A 14,522-nucleotide genomic window follows, 5' to 3' on the forward strand; every position below is an offset into this window, starting at 1 on the left:
CATGCACTGGCTTTTAACACACTGTTGAGTTCTCAAGAAACGGACGCGTACACCAGACAAGAACCAGAACCAGTGGCTCCGGCCCGTCCAGGGCTCACCTCTCGTTACCTAACTTTACCAGATCCAGACACTTCCTGTCAAATCTTGCGATCTAGCAGGAACCGCCCCGAACTGGTACAGTTCGGCCGCCCCGTCTCCAGGGCAACCCGTCCAACTTACCGGACCAACCGGACAGATGCAACCTTAGTGCACCAACCGGGATGATCCGGACGCTAGAAGGGCTGTGGGCAAGCCAGTAGCCCGCAAGATTTTTTGGATCTCTCGGGGCCTGATCGCCGCCCAACGAGGGGAAACTCTAGCAGCATCCCAGGAGTGCCGGACGCCACTCTGATATCCGGTAAACCTTTCCCGCCCCTCAGCCATCCCAAACAGCGAGCGATTCGCGCCGGCGCAACCCGCCAGCAAGTCATCCGCAATCGCCAGACGTTACGAAGAGGGTGCGGGACTCCGCTGGCGCCACCCCGGTGCCCGGATCCCCGCCCGTGGAGGTGGTCATCATGACGCGGTCGGAGTTCGACGACATCCGCGCTCACATCGCGGCCGAGGAGGGCGACTCAGACGATCTCCTGCAGATCGCCCGATCCCTGCTGGACGACTTGGAGCAAGCGCGACTTCGCGAAGCGACCCTTCGCGCCCAGTACCTGGGTCTGCTGACGGCCGGACGGGCGACCGTCGCCTCCGACGCCGTGGGAGATCCCGACCCGCTCACGTTCCTGCGGCACGAGCTGGACAAGAGGGGCCAGCTGCCTGCCGGCGACGAGGAGGTCGTGCGGATCCTCGCGGACGCCCATATGGCCGAAGAGCTGCTCGCCCACCTGGAGGAGGCGCCTCCCAGCCGCCTAAGGAGGAGCGGGCGGATGCGCCGGTGCGCCGGCGTCGCCCGCAGGCTGCCTCACTAGCGAACCGGCACCGGCGAACCGGGACCTGCGGACCGGCACCGGCAACAACCGGCACTAGCAACAATCCGGCGAAATCGGTGATGCAAGCTCACTTGTTGAGATGACAGCCTTTGCCCTGACATGAGGGTCGCCCTGGAAGACTTCCCCCATGTGGATCCGGGGGCTGAACTGGGCGGCCGTCACCCTGGTAGCGGTGTTCGGCCTGCTCTGGCTGGGCGTGGTGCTCTTCGCCGCCACGACCACGCCAGGCTGGCTGCGCACCGTCCAGATTCTCTTCAGCATCTGCCTGATCGGCTGGGCGGCCAGGAAGTCACTACACCTGATGAGGGCCATGGCATGACCTATTTCGCTTCTCCGTAACAGGACACCGCCACCGCCTCCATGGGAATGCGGACGGGCGTCGCTCCGAAGAGCAGGCGGGTGGCGTCCTCCGCCGCCCGGCTCACCGCCGCGGAGACCTCGCCCACGAGGTCCTCGGGGCAGTGGACCATCACCTCGTCGTGCTGGAAGAACACCAGCCTGGCCGGATGGGGCAACCGCCCGCGCAGCAACGCCATCAGCGTGAGCGCCCACTCGGCGGCGGTGGCCTGCACGACGAAGTTGCGGGTGAACCGCCCTCGGTCGCGAGCCGCACGGCTGCCCTCGGGCCCTGAGACGAGGTTCAGCCAGTGCGCCGACGGCGGCGGGCACGTACGTCCGAGCCAGGAACGCACCAACTTGCCTTCCTCGCCGGTGCGCGCGGCGTCCTCCACGAATGCGTACGCCTGCGGGAACCTCTGCCGCATCATCGCCAGCAGCTTCGGGGCGTCGCCGCTGGTGCCGCCGTACATCGCGGACAGCATGGCGATCTTGGCGTTGTCGCGGTCGCCGCCGAAGGCCTGGGCGAGCGCGGCGTACAGGTCGATCTCGCCCGCCGCGCGGGCCAGGCCGCAGTCGCCGGCCATCGCGGCCAGCACCCGGGGCTCGAGCTGGGCCCCGTCGGCCACGACCAGCCGCCACCCCTCGTCGGCGACCACCACGCGGCGCATCACCTTGGGGATCTGCAACGCGCCTCCCCCGTTGGTGGCCCAGCGGCCCGACACCACGTCCCCCACCACGTACTCGGGGTGGAACCGGTGATCGCGCACCCACTGGTCTGCCCAGGTCCAGCCGTGGAAGCTGTGGAGCCGGGCCAGCTCCTTGTACGCCAGCAGCGGCGCGACCGCCGGATGGTCGACCTGCTTGAGCACGTGGGATCTGGTCGAGGAGATGGCGAGGCCCGCCGACTTGAAAGCCTTGACGATCTGCTGCGGGGAATCGGGGTTGACGGTGGTGCCGAAGGCGGCACTGACCCGATCGGCGAGGGCCTGGAGCTTGGCGGGCCGCATGCCGTGGACGGGCCGGGGGCCGAGGAGGCGGGTCAGCAACTCGTCGTGGATGTCCTCACGCCACGGCATGCCGTCGTGGCCCATCTCGGCGGCGATCAGCGCGCCGGCCGACTCCGCGGCGACCAGGAGACGGAAGCGGCCGGGGCTCTCGGTGGCCTCGATGCGCCTGAGCTGGTCGAGATAGACCTCGGTGACGTCGATCTCGGCGGGCTCTGGCTCGAACAGGGTGTCCTGCACGGCGTGCGTGCCCGCCCGGTCGTCGGGAACGGGGAGGCCGTGCAGCCTGGCATACGCGGCCTGCGCCGACCTGGGCTCGCCGTACCTGCCTTCGTGGCCGAGGAGCAGTGACTCGGTGAGCGTCAGGTCGTGGCAGCGCGCCAGCCGCACCTCGCGGGCGAGGAGGGCGGGGTAGATCTGTCGCGTGTCGGCCCAGATCCATCGGGGATGCGCGGCGAGCTCCAGGTCACCGACTGCCCGCGCGAGATCGCGGACGCGCCTGGCGTCCTCACCCATCGGTCGCAGCGTGCCGCCATCGGCGCCCGCCGTCACCGCGATCCGCATACCGACGAGACTAGCCGAGCGGGACGACAGTCATCGATCACAGGTTCGAGTACGCCGCCCCCGCGTCCGACGCCTCGCCGGGCGTTGCATGGACGGGGGTACGGGCGCGAGGCTGATCACATGCTTGCGTTGATCAGGGCATGTCACCCGGGCCCCACGGTGGTCGTCACGGCTGTGGGGTGCGCACTCGCGGCCGGGGTCGGAAGGGGCGCGGGCGGCACGTTCCTGGTCGGGGCCGCCGTGCTCAGCGGCCAGTTGTCGATCGGCTGGAGCAACGACTGGATCGACCGTACGCGCGACCGCGCCATCGGACGGGCCGACAAGCCGCTCACCGGCGACTCGGCCGAGCCCCGCACGGTCGCGGGGGCGGCGTTCGCCGCGCTGGCCCTGTGCGTGCCGCTCTCGCTGGCCAGCGGCGTGCTGGCCGGCTCCGTGCACCTCGCCGCCGTTGCCTGTGGATGGTTGTACAACCTCAGGCTCAAGGCCGGCGTGGCCTCCCCTTTGCCGTTCGCCGTCGCCTTCGGCCTGCTGCCGGCGTTCGTGACCCTGGGGCTGCCCGGGGAGCCGTGGCCCGCGTGGTGGGCGCTGCTGGCGGGGGCGCTTCTCGGCATGGGCGCCCACTTCGCCAACGTCGTCCCCGATCTGCCCGACGACCTCGCGCTCGGGGTACGCGGCCTGCCTCAGCGTCTCGGGCCCACGGGGGCCAGGCTCGGCGCCGCGCTCCTCCTGGTGGCCGCCTCCGTGGTGATCGCCCTGGCTCCGGGGGATCGCGGGGGGCCGGTCACCGTGGCCGGCCTCGGAGCGGTCGCGGTCGTGCTGATCGGGAGCCTGCTCATGGCCCGGCGCTCCGTACGGCGGGCCGCCTTCGCCGTGACCGTCGCCGTGGCCGCCATCGACATCATGATGTTCGCCGCCCAGGGCGGCAGCCTCGTGTGAGCGCGACGTGCGCTGTGGCGTGGTCTCCCGCCGTGAAGGCTCTGCGTGATCGATGAGCGCGAGAGCGAATTCGGTCGTCCAGTGCGGTACGGCGCGCACCAGCGAAACGGAGAACAACGCCGAGAAGAGCCGAGACGCATCGGGAGTCAATCGGCCCCGCACATGCGTGAGGGCCCGGGATCCAAATGGATCCCGGGCCCTCATTGGTAGCGGGGGTAGGATTTGAACCTACGACCTCTGGGTTATGAGCCCAGCGAGCTACCGAGCTGCTCCACCCCGCGTCGGCTTGCATTTGAAGACTATCGGCCCGTTGGGGCACTGGCAAATCGTCAGGTCTTCGCTGCTCCGGGGCCGGTACGGCTGTCGCCAGCCGTGCCGGCCCCGGAACGTGCCTACGAGCTGGGCGTCGGCGATGGAGTGGGGCTAGCCGTCGGCGTCGCGGTCGCCGCGGCCGCCGACGGCGCCGGGGTGGGCGTCGCCGAGGGCGTGGGGGACGGGCTGGCCTTCTGCTTGCCCAGCGCCGACTCCAGGTCCTTCAGCGCCTGGGCGAGCCGCTTCTGCGCCTCGCCGTACCCCGCGAAGTCACCGGCCTTGATCGCCTTCTGGCCCTCGTCGTACGCCTTCTGGGCGCTGTCGAAGGCCTTGGCGAGATCGGGCGTCACCGTGGAGGTGTTCGGCTCGGTCGGCGTCGTCGGAGTGGACGGCAGTTGCTGGCCCTGGCCGAACACCTGGTTCAGCGCGTCCGACAGCGTGGTGCCGATGCCGACGTCGGACCCGAACATGACGAGCACCCGCGCCAGGGTGGGATAGCGCGCGGAGTTCTGCACCTTGGGCTGGACGTAGACGGGCTCGACGTACAGCAGGCCACCGCCGAACGGCAGGGTCAGCAGGTTGCCGTTCAAGGTCTCCGTCGTACCGCCGATCCGCAGGTCGTTCAGGACGCTGGCGGCCTTCGTGTCGAAGGTGTTCTGCGCCTGTTTGGGCCCGGGGATCGTGGTGTCGCTCGGTAGCTGAAGGATCTTGATGTTCGTCGCCGAGTCGCCGGTGGCGTCCACCGCCATGAAGGCCGCCAGGTTGTCCCGGTTGTTCGGCACCATGGTGGTGGTGAGCGAGAAGCGCGGCTCCGTCTCGTTCGGCATCCTGAGCGTCACGTAGTACGGAGGCTGCTTGGTCTTCGAGCTCGCCGGGTCCTCGGGCACCTTCCAGAAGTCCTGGCTGCCGTAGAACGCGTTCGGGTCGGTGACGTGGTAGTTGCCGAGGATGTCGCGCTGCACCTTGAACAGGTCTTCGGGGTAGCGCAGGTGCTCCATCAGCTCGCCCGAGATCTTGGACTTCGGCTGGATGACGCCGCCGAAAGCCTTCTCCCAGGTCTGGAGCAGCGGGTCCTTCTCGTCCCAGGCGTACAGCGAGACGGTGCCGTCGTAGGCGTCCACCGTCGCCTTGACCGAGTTGCGGATGTAGTTGATGTGGTCGCGCGGCTGCTGGGCGGCCAGGAGCCTCTCGGTCGAGGTGTCCCTGGTCATGTCCCCGAAGCTGCGGCGCTCGGAGTAGGGGTAGTCCTCGGACATCGTGTAGCCGTCGACGATCCACAGGATGCGCCCGCCCACGATCGCGGGGTACGGGTCGCCGTCGAGCGTCAGGAACGGGGCCACCTGCTGGACGCGGTCGCGCGGGTCGCGGTTGTACAGGATGCGCGACTTGCTGTTGATGTCGGACGACAGCAGCAGGTTGGTCTCGCCGTACTTGCTCGCGTACAGCAGGCGGGTGAGGAAGTTCCCCATGGGAACGCCGCCCTTGCCGGTGTAGGTGAAGTTCTCCTGACCGCTGCCCTGCCCGTTGTTGCTCTGCTCGGGGAAGTCGAGCTCGATTGGCTTGGCGCCGCCACCGACGATGGAGTACTCGGGGGAGTTCTCACCGAAGTAGATGCGCGGCTCGAAGTCGCCCAGCCCCTTGGTGGGCGGGATGTCCTTCACGATGAAGTCGGGCTTGCCCTGGGAGTCGGTCTTGCTTCCCGGGCCGGCGACGAACCCGAAGCCGTGGGTGTAGACCAGGTGGTCGTTGATCCAGTTGCTGTCCGGAGCCTTGCCGACTTCACGGACCGCGACCACCGTGTCGCGCGACACCCCGTCGATCTTGTAACGGTCGACGTCGAGCTGGTCGGGGAACTGGTAGTAACCCTTGATCTGCTGGAGCTGCTCGAAGGTCGGGGACAGCACGCTCGGGTCGAGCAGCCGCACGCCGGGGATCGTCGAGACCTCGCTCTGGAGCTCCTGCTGAGTGCCCTGCGTCTTGGCGCTGTAGGGGGTGACCTCGGTGGAGGCGACCCCGTAGCCGTCTCTGGTCGCCGTGATGTTGCGCTTGATGTAGTCCTGCTCTTTGCTCTGCTGGTTCGGCTTGACCTGGAACTGCTCGACCAGCGCCGGGTAGACGGTGCCGACCAGGACGGCCGAGAGCACGAGGAGCCCGAAGCCGACGCCGGGGAGCATGCCGCCCGGCCGCACGATGCCGGCGAAGAAGAGCGCGGCGCAGATCAGCGCGATGATCGCCAGGATGCTCTTGGCCGGCAGCACGGCGTGGACGTCGGTGTAGGAGGCGCCGAAGACCTTGCCACGGTCGGAGAAGACCAGGCCGTACCGGTCGGTGAAGTACGCGACGGCCTTGAGCAGCACGAACAGGCCCACCAGCACCGACAGGTGGACCCGGGCGGCGCGCGTGGCGTGCAGGCCAGGCGACTGCAGCCGGAAGCCCCCGTACAGGTAGTGGACGATCGCCGCGGCGACGATCGAGATGATCACCGCGGTGAACAGGAAGCTCAGCACCATCCGGATGAACGGGAAGGTGAACATGAAGAACGAGATGTCCATGTGGAACATCGGATCGGCCTTGCCGAAGGACGACCCGTTGATGAAGAGCAGCCAGGTCTTCCACTGCCCGGCGATGGAGGAGCCGGTGAACAGGCCCAGCACCGCCAGCCCGATGAGGAAGATCATCTTTCGGTGCGGGTCGATCGCCGCGCGGTAGCGGTCGGCGCCCTGGGAGGCGCCGCCGAACATGCCGATCCCGAACAGGGGACGGGCCCGGTAGGCGATGATCATGTTTCCGCCGACGACGCCGCCCATCAGCAGCGCGCCGAAGACGAACAGCAGCAGCTGGGTGACGAGCATCGTCGAGAAGACCGAGGTGTAGCCGACCGAGTCGAACCACAGCCAGTCGGTGAAGATACCGGCGAAGACGAAGAACAAGATGACGATCGCGACCAGAGTGATCGCGACGGGCACGAGAAGCCGCGGCCGGCGGGGCAAACGCATCGCCCGACCCGCGCCGGGGTTCCGGAAGGTCAAGGCCCACCCCTAGATTTCACGAGTAACGGTCCGTGTCTGGCAACCTACACCGGTAGACAAGCGGTCACCTTCCAAGCCCCGGGAACGGTCGGGCCACAACTCGCGGCCTCCCCACACGCGGCCGGCCCACGCGCTGCATGAGCGCGAGCACGGCTCGGAGCACGCGCGACGCCACCGGATAGGACGTGCGCGTACAGGTGGCCCAACGCCTCGGCCACCCGGGGGGTTCCCCACCGGGTGGCCGGGCACGCGGGACATGCCGCGAAACCCCGAAGGTTCACGCGGGCTCGACCGGCCGGGCGAGGTCACCTGGCCGGACAACTCGCCACTTGCCCGGATCCCGTGCGAAGCGAGTCGATCGCCTGGACGGCCTCGTGCATGGTGCTCACCTTCACGAGGCGAAGGCCCTTCGGCACCGCCTGGACGGCGTCGTCGCAGTTGTCGGCGGGGGTCAGGAAGACCGTGGCCCCCGCGTCGCGCGCGCCGACCATCTTCTGCTGGATGCCGCCGATCGGGCCTACCTTGCCGTCCGGAGTGATCGTGCCGGTGCCGGCGATCGACGAGCCGCCCGTGAGCGGGCCGGGCGTGAGCTTGTCGTAGATGCCGAGGGAGAACATCAGGCCGGCGCTCGGCCCGCCGACGTCCCCCACGTTGACGTTCACGGTGAACGGGAACTTGAACCGGGTGCCCATGATCATGCCGACGATCGGCCCGTTGGCGCCGGGCACCGTGCCGACCCGGAGGGTCATGGGCTTGCCGTCGCGCACGAGGCTGAACTCGACCTGCTCGCCCGCCTTGTGCTTGCGCACGCCGGCGGCGACCTCGTCCACGGTGTGAACCGGCGCGCCGTCGACGGCGGTGATCTCGTCGTTGCGCAGGAGCTTGCCATCGGCGGGCTTGCCCTTCTGCGTGGACGCCACGGCGACGATGACCTTGATGGGGATCTTCAGCTCGTTCAGCGCCGCGGCGGTCGCGTCCTGCTGGGAGCTGCTCATCTCCTGGGTGTTCTGCTCCTCGACCTCCTTCACCGACACGGCCTTGGGGAAGATCGTCTCCTCCGGCACGACGGCGACGGTGGGGTCCATCCAGCCGCGCAGCGCGGTGAGCAGGTCGATGTGGGCCTCGGGGCCGCCCTGGTAGGCCACGGTGACCAGGCTGAGCTTTCCCGACGTGGGGTAGGTCTGGTGCCCCGAGATGCTGATGACCGGCTTGCCCTTGACATCGCCCAGAGTGTTCTCCGTCGGACCGGGGCTCAGTGCGACGTACGGCACGGGCAGCAGCGCGCCGGCGCCGCCGAGCACGAGCGTGAGCACGCCCGCAACCATCAACGTCAGACGTCGTCGGGACATGGGGGCAACTCTATGCGCTCACCGGGACGACGGTTACGCGGACACACACAGGGCGGACATCCAGGTCAATCACAGCCTCAGAACCGGCGAACTCCCTGGTCAGCCGCAGGAGCCGACCCATTCGGCGGAGCCGTCGGCGAAGACCTGGTGCTTCCAGATGGGCACTTCCCGTTTGAGATCGTCGATCAGGCGCCTGGACGCCTCGAACGCCTCGCCCCGATGCGCGGCCGACACGGCGACGATCACCGCCGTGTCGCCCAGCTGCAGGTCGCCGACCCGATGCACGGCCGCGAGCGCCGTCAGGGGGAAGTCGGCGGCGATCTTCTCGGCGACCCGGCGCAGCTCGGCCTCGGCGTTCGGGTGCGCCGAGTACGACAGCAGGGTGACGGGCTTGCCGTGGTCCTGGCTTCGCACGGTGCCGACGAAGATCGTCGTACCGCCGGCCGCGTGGTCACCGACGGCGCGGAGGACCTCGTCCACGGAGAGCGGGGTGTCGCGAATGCCCAGCAATCGGATGACGTCCACGCCATGAGAGTACTCCGCTTCCCGGACGTGGCCCGGGACCCCCATGCCCATGGGGAGGCCCGGAACCGCGCCCCGAACCGCCTGGAGCCGCATATCCGCAGGTCCGCCGCGCGTGACCGGCATACCCCTGAACGCCTCCTAGATCCGCCGCTTGCGCCGTGCCCTGCGGACGATGGCGGCGGTGCCGATCACGGCGACGGTGGCGCCCGCCGCGGTCAGCGTGGCGTCCTTGCCGGACAGGCGGCGTCCGACGACCGCGTGCTTGCCCTCGCGGAGATCCAGAAGCTGCTGGAGCGCGGCCTCGTTCGTCCACGCCGGCTTCCATCCGGCGGCGCGCAGGGAAGCGCAGTCGACCACCCAGGGGTAGACGACGTAGTGCAGGTCGGTGGCGGGAGCGGGCGTGATGCCGAGGCGGTGCAGGCGCTGGGCGGTGCCGAAGGTCAGCCCGGCGGGCAGCTCGAAACGCCGCAGGCCGGAAAGCTCCTCGACCTGCTCCATTTCCAGCCATCCGTCGCTGCCGACGGTGACGACCCCGGAGACCAGGCCGAGCGCCGCCAGCTCCAGGGCGGAGACCAGGTCGTCCACGTGGCAGAACTGCCAGTGCGGCGCCGAGCCCTTGACGGTGAGCAGGCGCGGAGCCTCGAAGTGGCGCGTGACCACCGTGTCCATGCCCGGGCCCACCACGGCGGCCGGCCGCAGCACGGTCACCTCCAGGCCGGGATGGCTGCGAAGGCACCGGCGTACCAGTGCCTCGATCTCCAGATGGTCGCCTACGACGCCGGAGTCGGGCTCGGCGGCCACCGGAGCGTCCTCGGGCAGCGGGACCGGGTTGTCGGGCACCGCCCCGTAGACCATGGCGCTCGTCACCAGCACCACCCGGCGCACCCGCGCGGCGGCCGAGGCCGTGAGCACGGTCTGCGCCGCCCTGAGGTTGTAGGCGCGGCGCTCGGCCGGGTCCGCGTCGAGCCGGTAATCGGTGGCGAGGTGGACCAGGACGTCGACGTCGGAGATCCGGTTCGCCAAGAGCGGATCTCGGACGTCGAGAACCCGCCAGGTGACGTCCGGAACGTCGCCCCGCTGGTCGTCAATCGCCACCACGCGGCGGAAATCCGCAGACGAGGCGACACGGGAGAGGAACTCCCTGCCCAGCCCTGTGGCCGCGCCGGTGACGGCGACGACCGGTGGCCGGTGGCGTTTCGAGGTAGGCACGAGGTCCTCACTTTGCACTGATCCGCCCTACGACGGATAACGTGGCGGATGTGGACTCCTCCATCCTGCACGAGGTAGAGCGGTGACTGACCTGCCAGGTCGCGAAAACGACCCCAACGAGAATCCGTTCGCGATGTTCGGCGATCCGGAGCAGATGGCCGCGGCCATGCGGCAGTTCGCCGACATGCTCTCGGCCCCGGCGGGCTCAGGGCCCGTCAATTGGGATATGGCCAAGAACATCGCGCGCCACGCCGTGGTCGCCGAAGGCGACCCGAGCGTCATGGAAGGCGAGCGCCGCCAGATCGTCGACGCGCTCCGCCTCGCCGACCTCTGGCTGAACGAGGTCACCGAGCTACCCAGCGGCCTCACCAACCCGGAGGCGTGGAGCCGTTCGGAGTGGATCGAGAAGACCGTCCCGGTCTGGAAGCGGCTCTGCGACCCGATCGCCGAGCGCATGGTCGAGACCATGGGCGGCGCCCTGGGCGGCGCGGGTCTCGGCGGTGAGGCCCAGGCGATGGCCGCGCAGCTCGGGCCGCTTATGGGCATGATGCGCCAGATGGGCGGCATGATGGTCGGCACCCAGATCGGCCAGGCCCTCGGCACGCTCGCCCCCGAGGTGATCGGCTCCTCCGACATCGGGCTTCCGCTTTCGGAGACCGCGGCCCTGCTGCCCGGCGGGATCGCCGCGTTCAGCCACGGCCTGGAGATCCCCGCCGAGGAGATCCGCCTGTACCTCGCGCTCAGGGAGGCCGCGCACCACCGCCTCTTCCAGCACGTCCCGTGGCTGCGCACCCAGCTGTTCGGCGCCGTCGAGGAGTACGCCAAGGGCATCACCGTGGACACCTCCGCCCTGGAGGAGCAGATCCGCGGGCTCGACATCAACAACCCCGAGCAGATCCAGGAGGCTCTGAGCGGCGGTGCGCTGCTCAAGCCCGAGGAGACCGAGCGTCAGAAGGTCGCTCTCGCGCGTCTGGAGACCATCCTCGCCCTGGTCGAGGGCTGGGTCGGCACGGTGGTGGACTCCGCCGCCGAGGGCAAGCTGCCCTCCTCGGCCGCCCTGTCCGAGACCGTACGGCGACGCCGCGCGACCGGAGGGCCGGCGGAGCGCACCTTCGCCACCCTGGTCGGGCTGGAGCTCCGTCCGCGCCGCCTGCGCGAGGCCGCCGCGCTCTGGCAGGCCCTCGCCGCCGACCGTGGCGTCGACGGGCGCGACGCGGTGTGGTCCCACCCCGACCTCATGCCGACCGCCGGCGACCTCGACGATCCCCAGGCCTTCGTCCGGGGCGAGGCGAGGTTCGACCTGTCGTCGTTCGAGGACCAGGGCGGGCGGGAGCCCGGCAAGCCCGGCGACACCCCGGAGGAGCCGGGCCCGAAGGAGCCCGGCGGCGAATGACGCTGCGCGACGAGGCGCGAACCGCGCTGAGCCTGTGGACGGCGCCCACCCCCGCCGAGGAACTGCTCCGCAAGGAGTTCGTGGAGCACCTGCACGCCTACGACGACGCGATGTGGCGTTCGTGCGCGGCGGGCCACCTCACGGCCACCACGGCGGTGCTGTCCCACGACGGCGGCAAGGTGCTGCTGACCCTGCATTCGAAGGCCCAGATGTGGCTGCCCATGGGCGGGCACTGCGAGGTCTCCGACGTGTCGCTCGAAGCCGCGGCGCTGCGCGAGGCGACCGAGGAGTCGGGCATCCCCGGGCTCAGGCTGCTGCCGGGCCCGCTGGCGCTCGACCGCCATCGGGTGTGGTGCCACCCGCCGCACACCTGGCACCTCGACGTCGAGTACGGCGCGGTGGCGCCGCCGGGAGCCGAGTTCGTGATCAGTGACGAGTCACTGGAGCTCCGGTGGGTCCCGGTCGACGAGATCCCCGAGCCGACGGACGAGGCGACCCGCAGGCTCGCCCGCCGGGCGAGGGCACTCGTGCTGTCCTGACGGCGGGGTGGAGATCAGGCGTGCCCTTCCCGGCGGCCGGGCTCTGACACGCCTCGGCTTCTTCACGCGGTTCATACATTCGCTCGATAGGGTCGTGATCAGGACACCGAGCCGGACCTTGAGATGGGTGAAGAACACGGCCGAGACACAGGTGGGCGGCGTGATAGTGACTCCTACCCGTCCACGACGGCTTCAACGGCGCGTGCCGGGCACACTGGCCTGGCTCGCGGTGACGCCGTTCGCCGCCTGGGCCGTCACCCGGGTGGGCGGCCTGGAGCGCGGGTCGTTCCCTGAGCAGATCATGACGGCCACGCCGTACGCCGCGGCGGGCTCGCTGCTTCCGGTGCTGCTGTCCGTCCTGTCCAAGAAGAAGGCCGTGACGGCCGTCGCCGTCGCGACGTCGGTGGCGCTGGGGTTCAGCGTGCTCCCCCGCGCCTTCGGGGACACGCAGGTCGCGTCCGGCCGGCCCTTCACGGTGCTCACGGCGAACCTCTTCTTCGGTCACGGTGACGCGGACACCGTGGTCGACCTGGTCCGCCGCCACCGTCCCGACATCCTCAACACCCAGGAGCTCACTCCCGGGGCCGTGGCCGACCTCGACGCGGCGGGGCTGAAGGAGCTGATGCCCTACCGCGTCCTGCAGGACGAGTGGAGCGCGGCGGGCAGCGGCATCTACTCCAGCCATCCGATCACCCAGCTCGACGGGCTGTTCCAGGTGATCGGCCACAACATGCCCGCGGTGCGGCTGAGCCTGCCCGAGGGCCCGCAGGTCGAGATCGTCGACGTGCACACGCTTCCCCCGCTGGGCCGTCAGGTCACCCAGTGGACCGAGGGGCTGCGGGCGCTGCCGCCGGGGCCGTCATCTGGACCGTTCCGCATCCTGGCGGGCGACTTCAACGCGAGCCTCGACCACGCCGAGATGCGGCGCCTGATCGCACGGGGTTACCACGACGCCGGCGACACGACCGGCAACGGCCTGACCCCGACCTGGCCGGCCAACAAGCGGATTCCCGCGATGATCACGATCGACCACGTGCTCGCCGACCTTCGCGTCTCCGTGCTGGGCTACCACGTGTACGACGTTCCTGGCACCGACCATCGGGCCGTGCTGACCCGGCTGTCGCTGCCGGTCGCCGGGCACTGACCGCACCGGGCTACGCGCTGAGCAGGGCCCGGGTGTTCTCCCAGCCTTCGAGGCCGGGGTCCAGCCTGGCGATGTCGCCGGGGGCGCGAAGGCGGTGCCAGCCGGGGCCGGTGGCGACCATGCGGCTCCCGGGTGCCTGGCCGCGGAGCCGTACGACCACATCGGGATCATCGAGGCCGGCCGAGGCCCACGCGGGGAACGGCAGCCTGGCCGCCATCGCCACCGCGCCGCCGTCGGCGGCCGGGCAGATCGCGATGGGCGCGCGGCCCAGCTCGCGGAAGAGCTTCCCGATCAGCAGCGGGGGGAGGTCGGGCGCGTCGCCGCTGATCACCACCGCCTCCTCGCCGTACGGCTGGAGGGCCGCGAACGCCTCGGCGGGACCGGCGGGGCCGGAGAGCGAGATCACCCGCGTGCCCGGCCAGGCGAGGTCTTCCAGCCCGTCCACACCCGCGGCGAGGATCACCGGCTCCACCAGGTCGAGCCCGGCCACGATCTCGTAGGTGTCCTCCGCCAGGGCGAGCAGGAACTCGCCGGGATCGACCCCGGGGGGCGCCCCCTTGCCCATCTCGGGCGTGACCAGGACGGCCGCGAGCCTCAACATTCCTCCACTGAACCGTTGGCGGCCATGGAGAACCCCTCCAGGAAGCCACGCGCGCGCTCGGCCTTGGGATAGCGCTCCACCAGCGCCCAGAAACGGGGACCATGACTCGGCACCAGCAGGTGCACCAGCTCATGCATGATCACATAGTCGACCACCCAGGCGGGCATGCCCCGCAGACGCGTCGACAGGCGGATGCTGCCGTGGTCTGGGGTGCACGAACCCCAGCGGTGCCGCTGGTTGTCGACCCATCGCACACTGGTCGGCCACGCCTGATCGTCAAGATAGCGGGAGGCGAGCTCTCTGGCCCGGTCGAGCAGGTCGTCGTCGCTCGGGCGTCTGCGCTGCTCCTTGGCCGCCAGCCGATCGAGCATCCGGCGCACCCACTGTTCCTCATCCACTCTGCTCAAACCGGCAGGCAGGAGCACGATGGTCTTGTCGCCATCGCGGTATGCGGATACGGTTCGCCGTCGGCGTGCACTCCGGCGGACCTCGACTGTCTCGGGGGGCACATATGCACGGTAGCCGAGAGTCCTGGGATTCCACAGGGGGTGAATCACGTTTTCGCTGGTCAATCCCGGTTCGTGTAATGTTCAACAAT

13 protein-coding genes and 1 tRNA gene are annotated in these 14,522 nt (G+C 69.7%); 6 read left to right on the plus strand and 8 right to left on the minus strand.

What is annotated here, in order from left to right:
* The first annotated feature begins 557 nt into the window (after nt 1–557).
* Together AB0O34_RS13685 and AB0O34_RS13690 are read left to right on the plus strand one after the other, a co-directional pair.
* The gene (locus AB0O34_RS13685; protein WP_363915671.1) at nt 558–959 is read left to right on the plus strand and encodes a hypothetical protein; all 402 of its coding nucleotides are present in this window, start codon (nt 558–560) and stop codon (nt 957–959) included.
* A 148-nt stretch (nt 960–1,107) separates the two neighbouring features.
* Nucleotides 1,108–1,299 (plus strand): hypothetical protein, encoded by a 192-nt coding sequence (locus AB0O34_RS13690; protein WP_363915672.1) that lies wholly within the window; start codon nt 1,108–1,110, stop codon nt 1,297–1,299.
* A gap of 1 nt (nt 1,300) precedes the next feature.
* On the opposite strand, the gene AB0O34_RS13695 is transcribed toward AB0O34_RS13690, so the two are convergent.
* A complete protein-coding gene (locus tag AB0O34_RS13695) occupies nt 1,301–2,887 on the minus strand; it encodes a bifunctional 3'-5' exonuclease/DNA polymerase (protein WP_363915673.1) in 1,587 nt (528 codons plus the stop codon).
* Between the two features lie 120 nt (nt 2,888–3,007).
* Here AB0O34_RS13695 and AB0O34_RS13700 point away from each other — a divergent pair, with 120 nt between their 5' ends.
* Nucleotides 3,008–3,823, plus strand: coding sequence for a UbiA family prenyltransferase (locus AB0O34_RS13700; protein WP_363915674.1), 816 nt, complete (start codon nt 3,008–3,010; stop codon nt 3,821–3,823).
* Nucleotides 3,824–4,027: 204 nt separating this feature from the next.
* Here the strand turns inward: AB0O34_RS13700 and AB0O34_RS13705 are convergent.
* The 5 genes from AB0O34_RS13705 to AB0O34_RS13725 all read right to left on the minus strand — a co-directional run bounded on the left by AB0O34_RS13705 (nt 4,028) and on the right by AB0O34_RS13725 (nt 10,247).
* Nucleotides 4,028–4,104, minus strand: a tRNA-Met gene (locus AB0O34_RS13705).
* 111 nt (nt 4,105–4,215) lie between these two features.
* Nucleotides 4,216–7,131 carry a UPF0182 family protein gene (locus AB0O34_RS13710; protein ID WP_363915675.1) on the minus strand — a complete coding sequence of 972 codons (2,916 nt, stop codon included), beginning with the start codon at nt 7,129–7,131 and terminating at the stop codon, nt 4,216–4,218.
* A 338-nt stretch (nt 7,132–7,469) separates the two neighbouring features.
* Nucleotides 7,470–8,477 carry a PDZ domain-containing protein gene (locus AB0O34_RS13715; RefSeq protein ID WP_363915676.1) on the minus strand — a complete coding sequence of 336 codons (1,008 nt, stop codon included), beginning with the start codon at nt 8,475–8,477 and terminating at the stop codon, nt 7,470–7,472.
* A gap of 135 nt (nt 8,478–8,612) precedes the next feature.
* Nucleotides 8,613–9,038, minus strand: coding sequence for a molybdenum cofactor biosynthesis protein MoaE (locus tag AB0O34_RS13720; RefSeq protein WP_363915677.1), 426 nt, complete (start codon nt 9,036–9,038; stop codon nt 8,613–8,615).
* 138 nt (nt 9,039–9,176) lie between these two features.
* The gene (locus AB0O34_RS13725) at nt 9,177–10,247 is read right to left on the minus strand and encodes an NAD-dependent epimerase/dehydratase family protein (RefSeq protein WP_363915678.1); all 1,071 of its coding nucleotides are present in this window, start codon (nt 10,245–10,247) and stop codon (nt 9,177–9,179) included.
* 82 nt (nt 10,248–10,329) lie between these two features.
* On the opposite strand from AB0O34_RS13725, the gene AB0O34_RS13730 reads away from it, so the two are divergent.
* The 3 genes from AB0O34_RS13730 to AB0O34_RS13740 all read left to right on the plus strand — a co-directional run bounded on the left by AB0O34_RS13730 (nt 10,330) and on the right by AB0O34_RS13740 (nt 13,323).
* Entirely contained in the window at nt 10,330–11,640 is a 1,311-nt protein-coding gene (locus AB0O34_RS13730) for a zinc-dependent metalloprotease (RefSeq protein WP_363915679.1), read from the plus strand.
* On the plus strand, nt 11,637–12,179 hold the full coding sequence (locus AB0O34_RS13735) for an NUDIX domain-containing protein (RefSeq protein ID WP_363915680.1): 543 nt from the start codon (nt 11,637–11,639) through the stop codon (nt 12,177–12,179). Before AB0O34_RS13730 ends, AB0O34_RS13735 begins: the two co-directional genes overlap by 4 nt.
* 202 nt (nt 12,180–12,381) lie before the next feature.
* Nucleotides 12,382–13,323 carry an endonuclease/exonuclease/phosphatase family protein gene (locus tag AB0O34_RS13740; protein WP_363915681.1) on the plus strand — a complete coding sequence of 314 codons (942 nt, stop codon included), beginning with the start codon at nt 12,382–12,384 and terminating at the stop codon, nt 13,321–13,323.
* 10 nt (nt 13,324–13,333) lie between these two features.
* Here AB0O34_RS13740 and AB0O34_RS13745 read toward each other — a convergent pair whose 3' ends face one another.
* Nucleotides 13,334–13,924: a DUF2064 domain-containing protein gene (locus AB0O34_RS13745; RefSeq protein ID WP_363915682.1), complete on the minus strand. Its 591-nt coding sequence runs from the start codon at nt 13,922–13,924 to the stop codon at nt 13,334–13,336.
* Nucleotides 13,918–14,433: a M48 family metallopeptidase gene (locus AB0O34_RS13750; RefSeq protein ID WP_363915724.1), complete on the minus strand. Its 516-nt coding sequence runs from the start codon at nt 14,431–14,433 to the stop codon at nt 13,918–13,920. The genes AB0O34_RS13745 and AB0O34_RS13750 overlap by 7 nt, the downstream gene beginning before the upstream one ends.
* Nucleotides 14,434–14,522 lie beyond the last annotated feature (89 nt).

The organism is Sphaerisporangium sp. NPDC088356 (assembly GCF_040685555.1).
In the GTDB taxonomy this organism is placed as follows: Bacteria; Actinomycetota; Actinomycetes; order Streptosporangiales; family Streptosporangiaceae; genus Sphaerisporangium.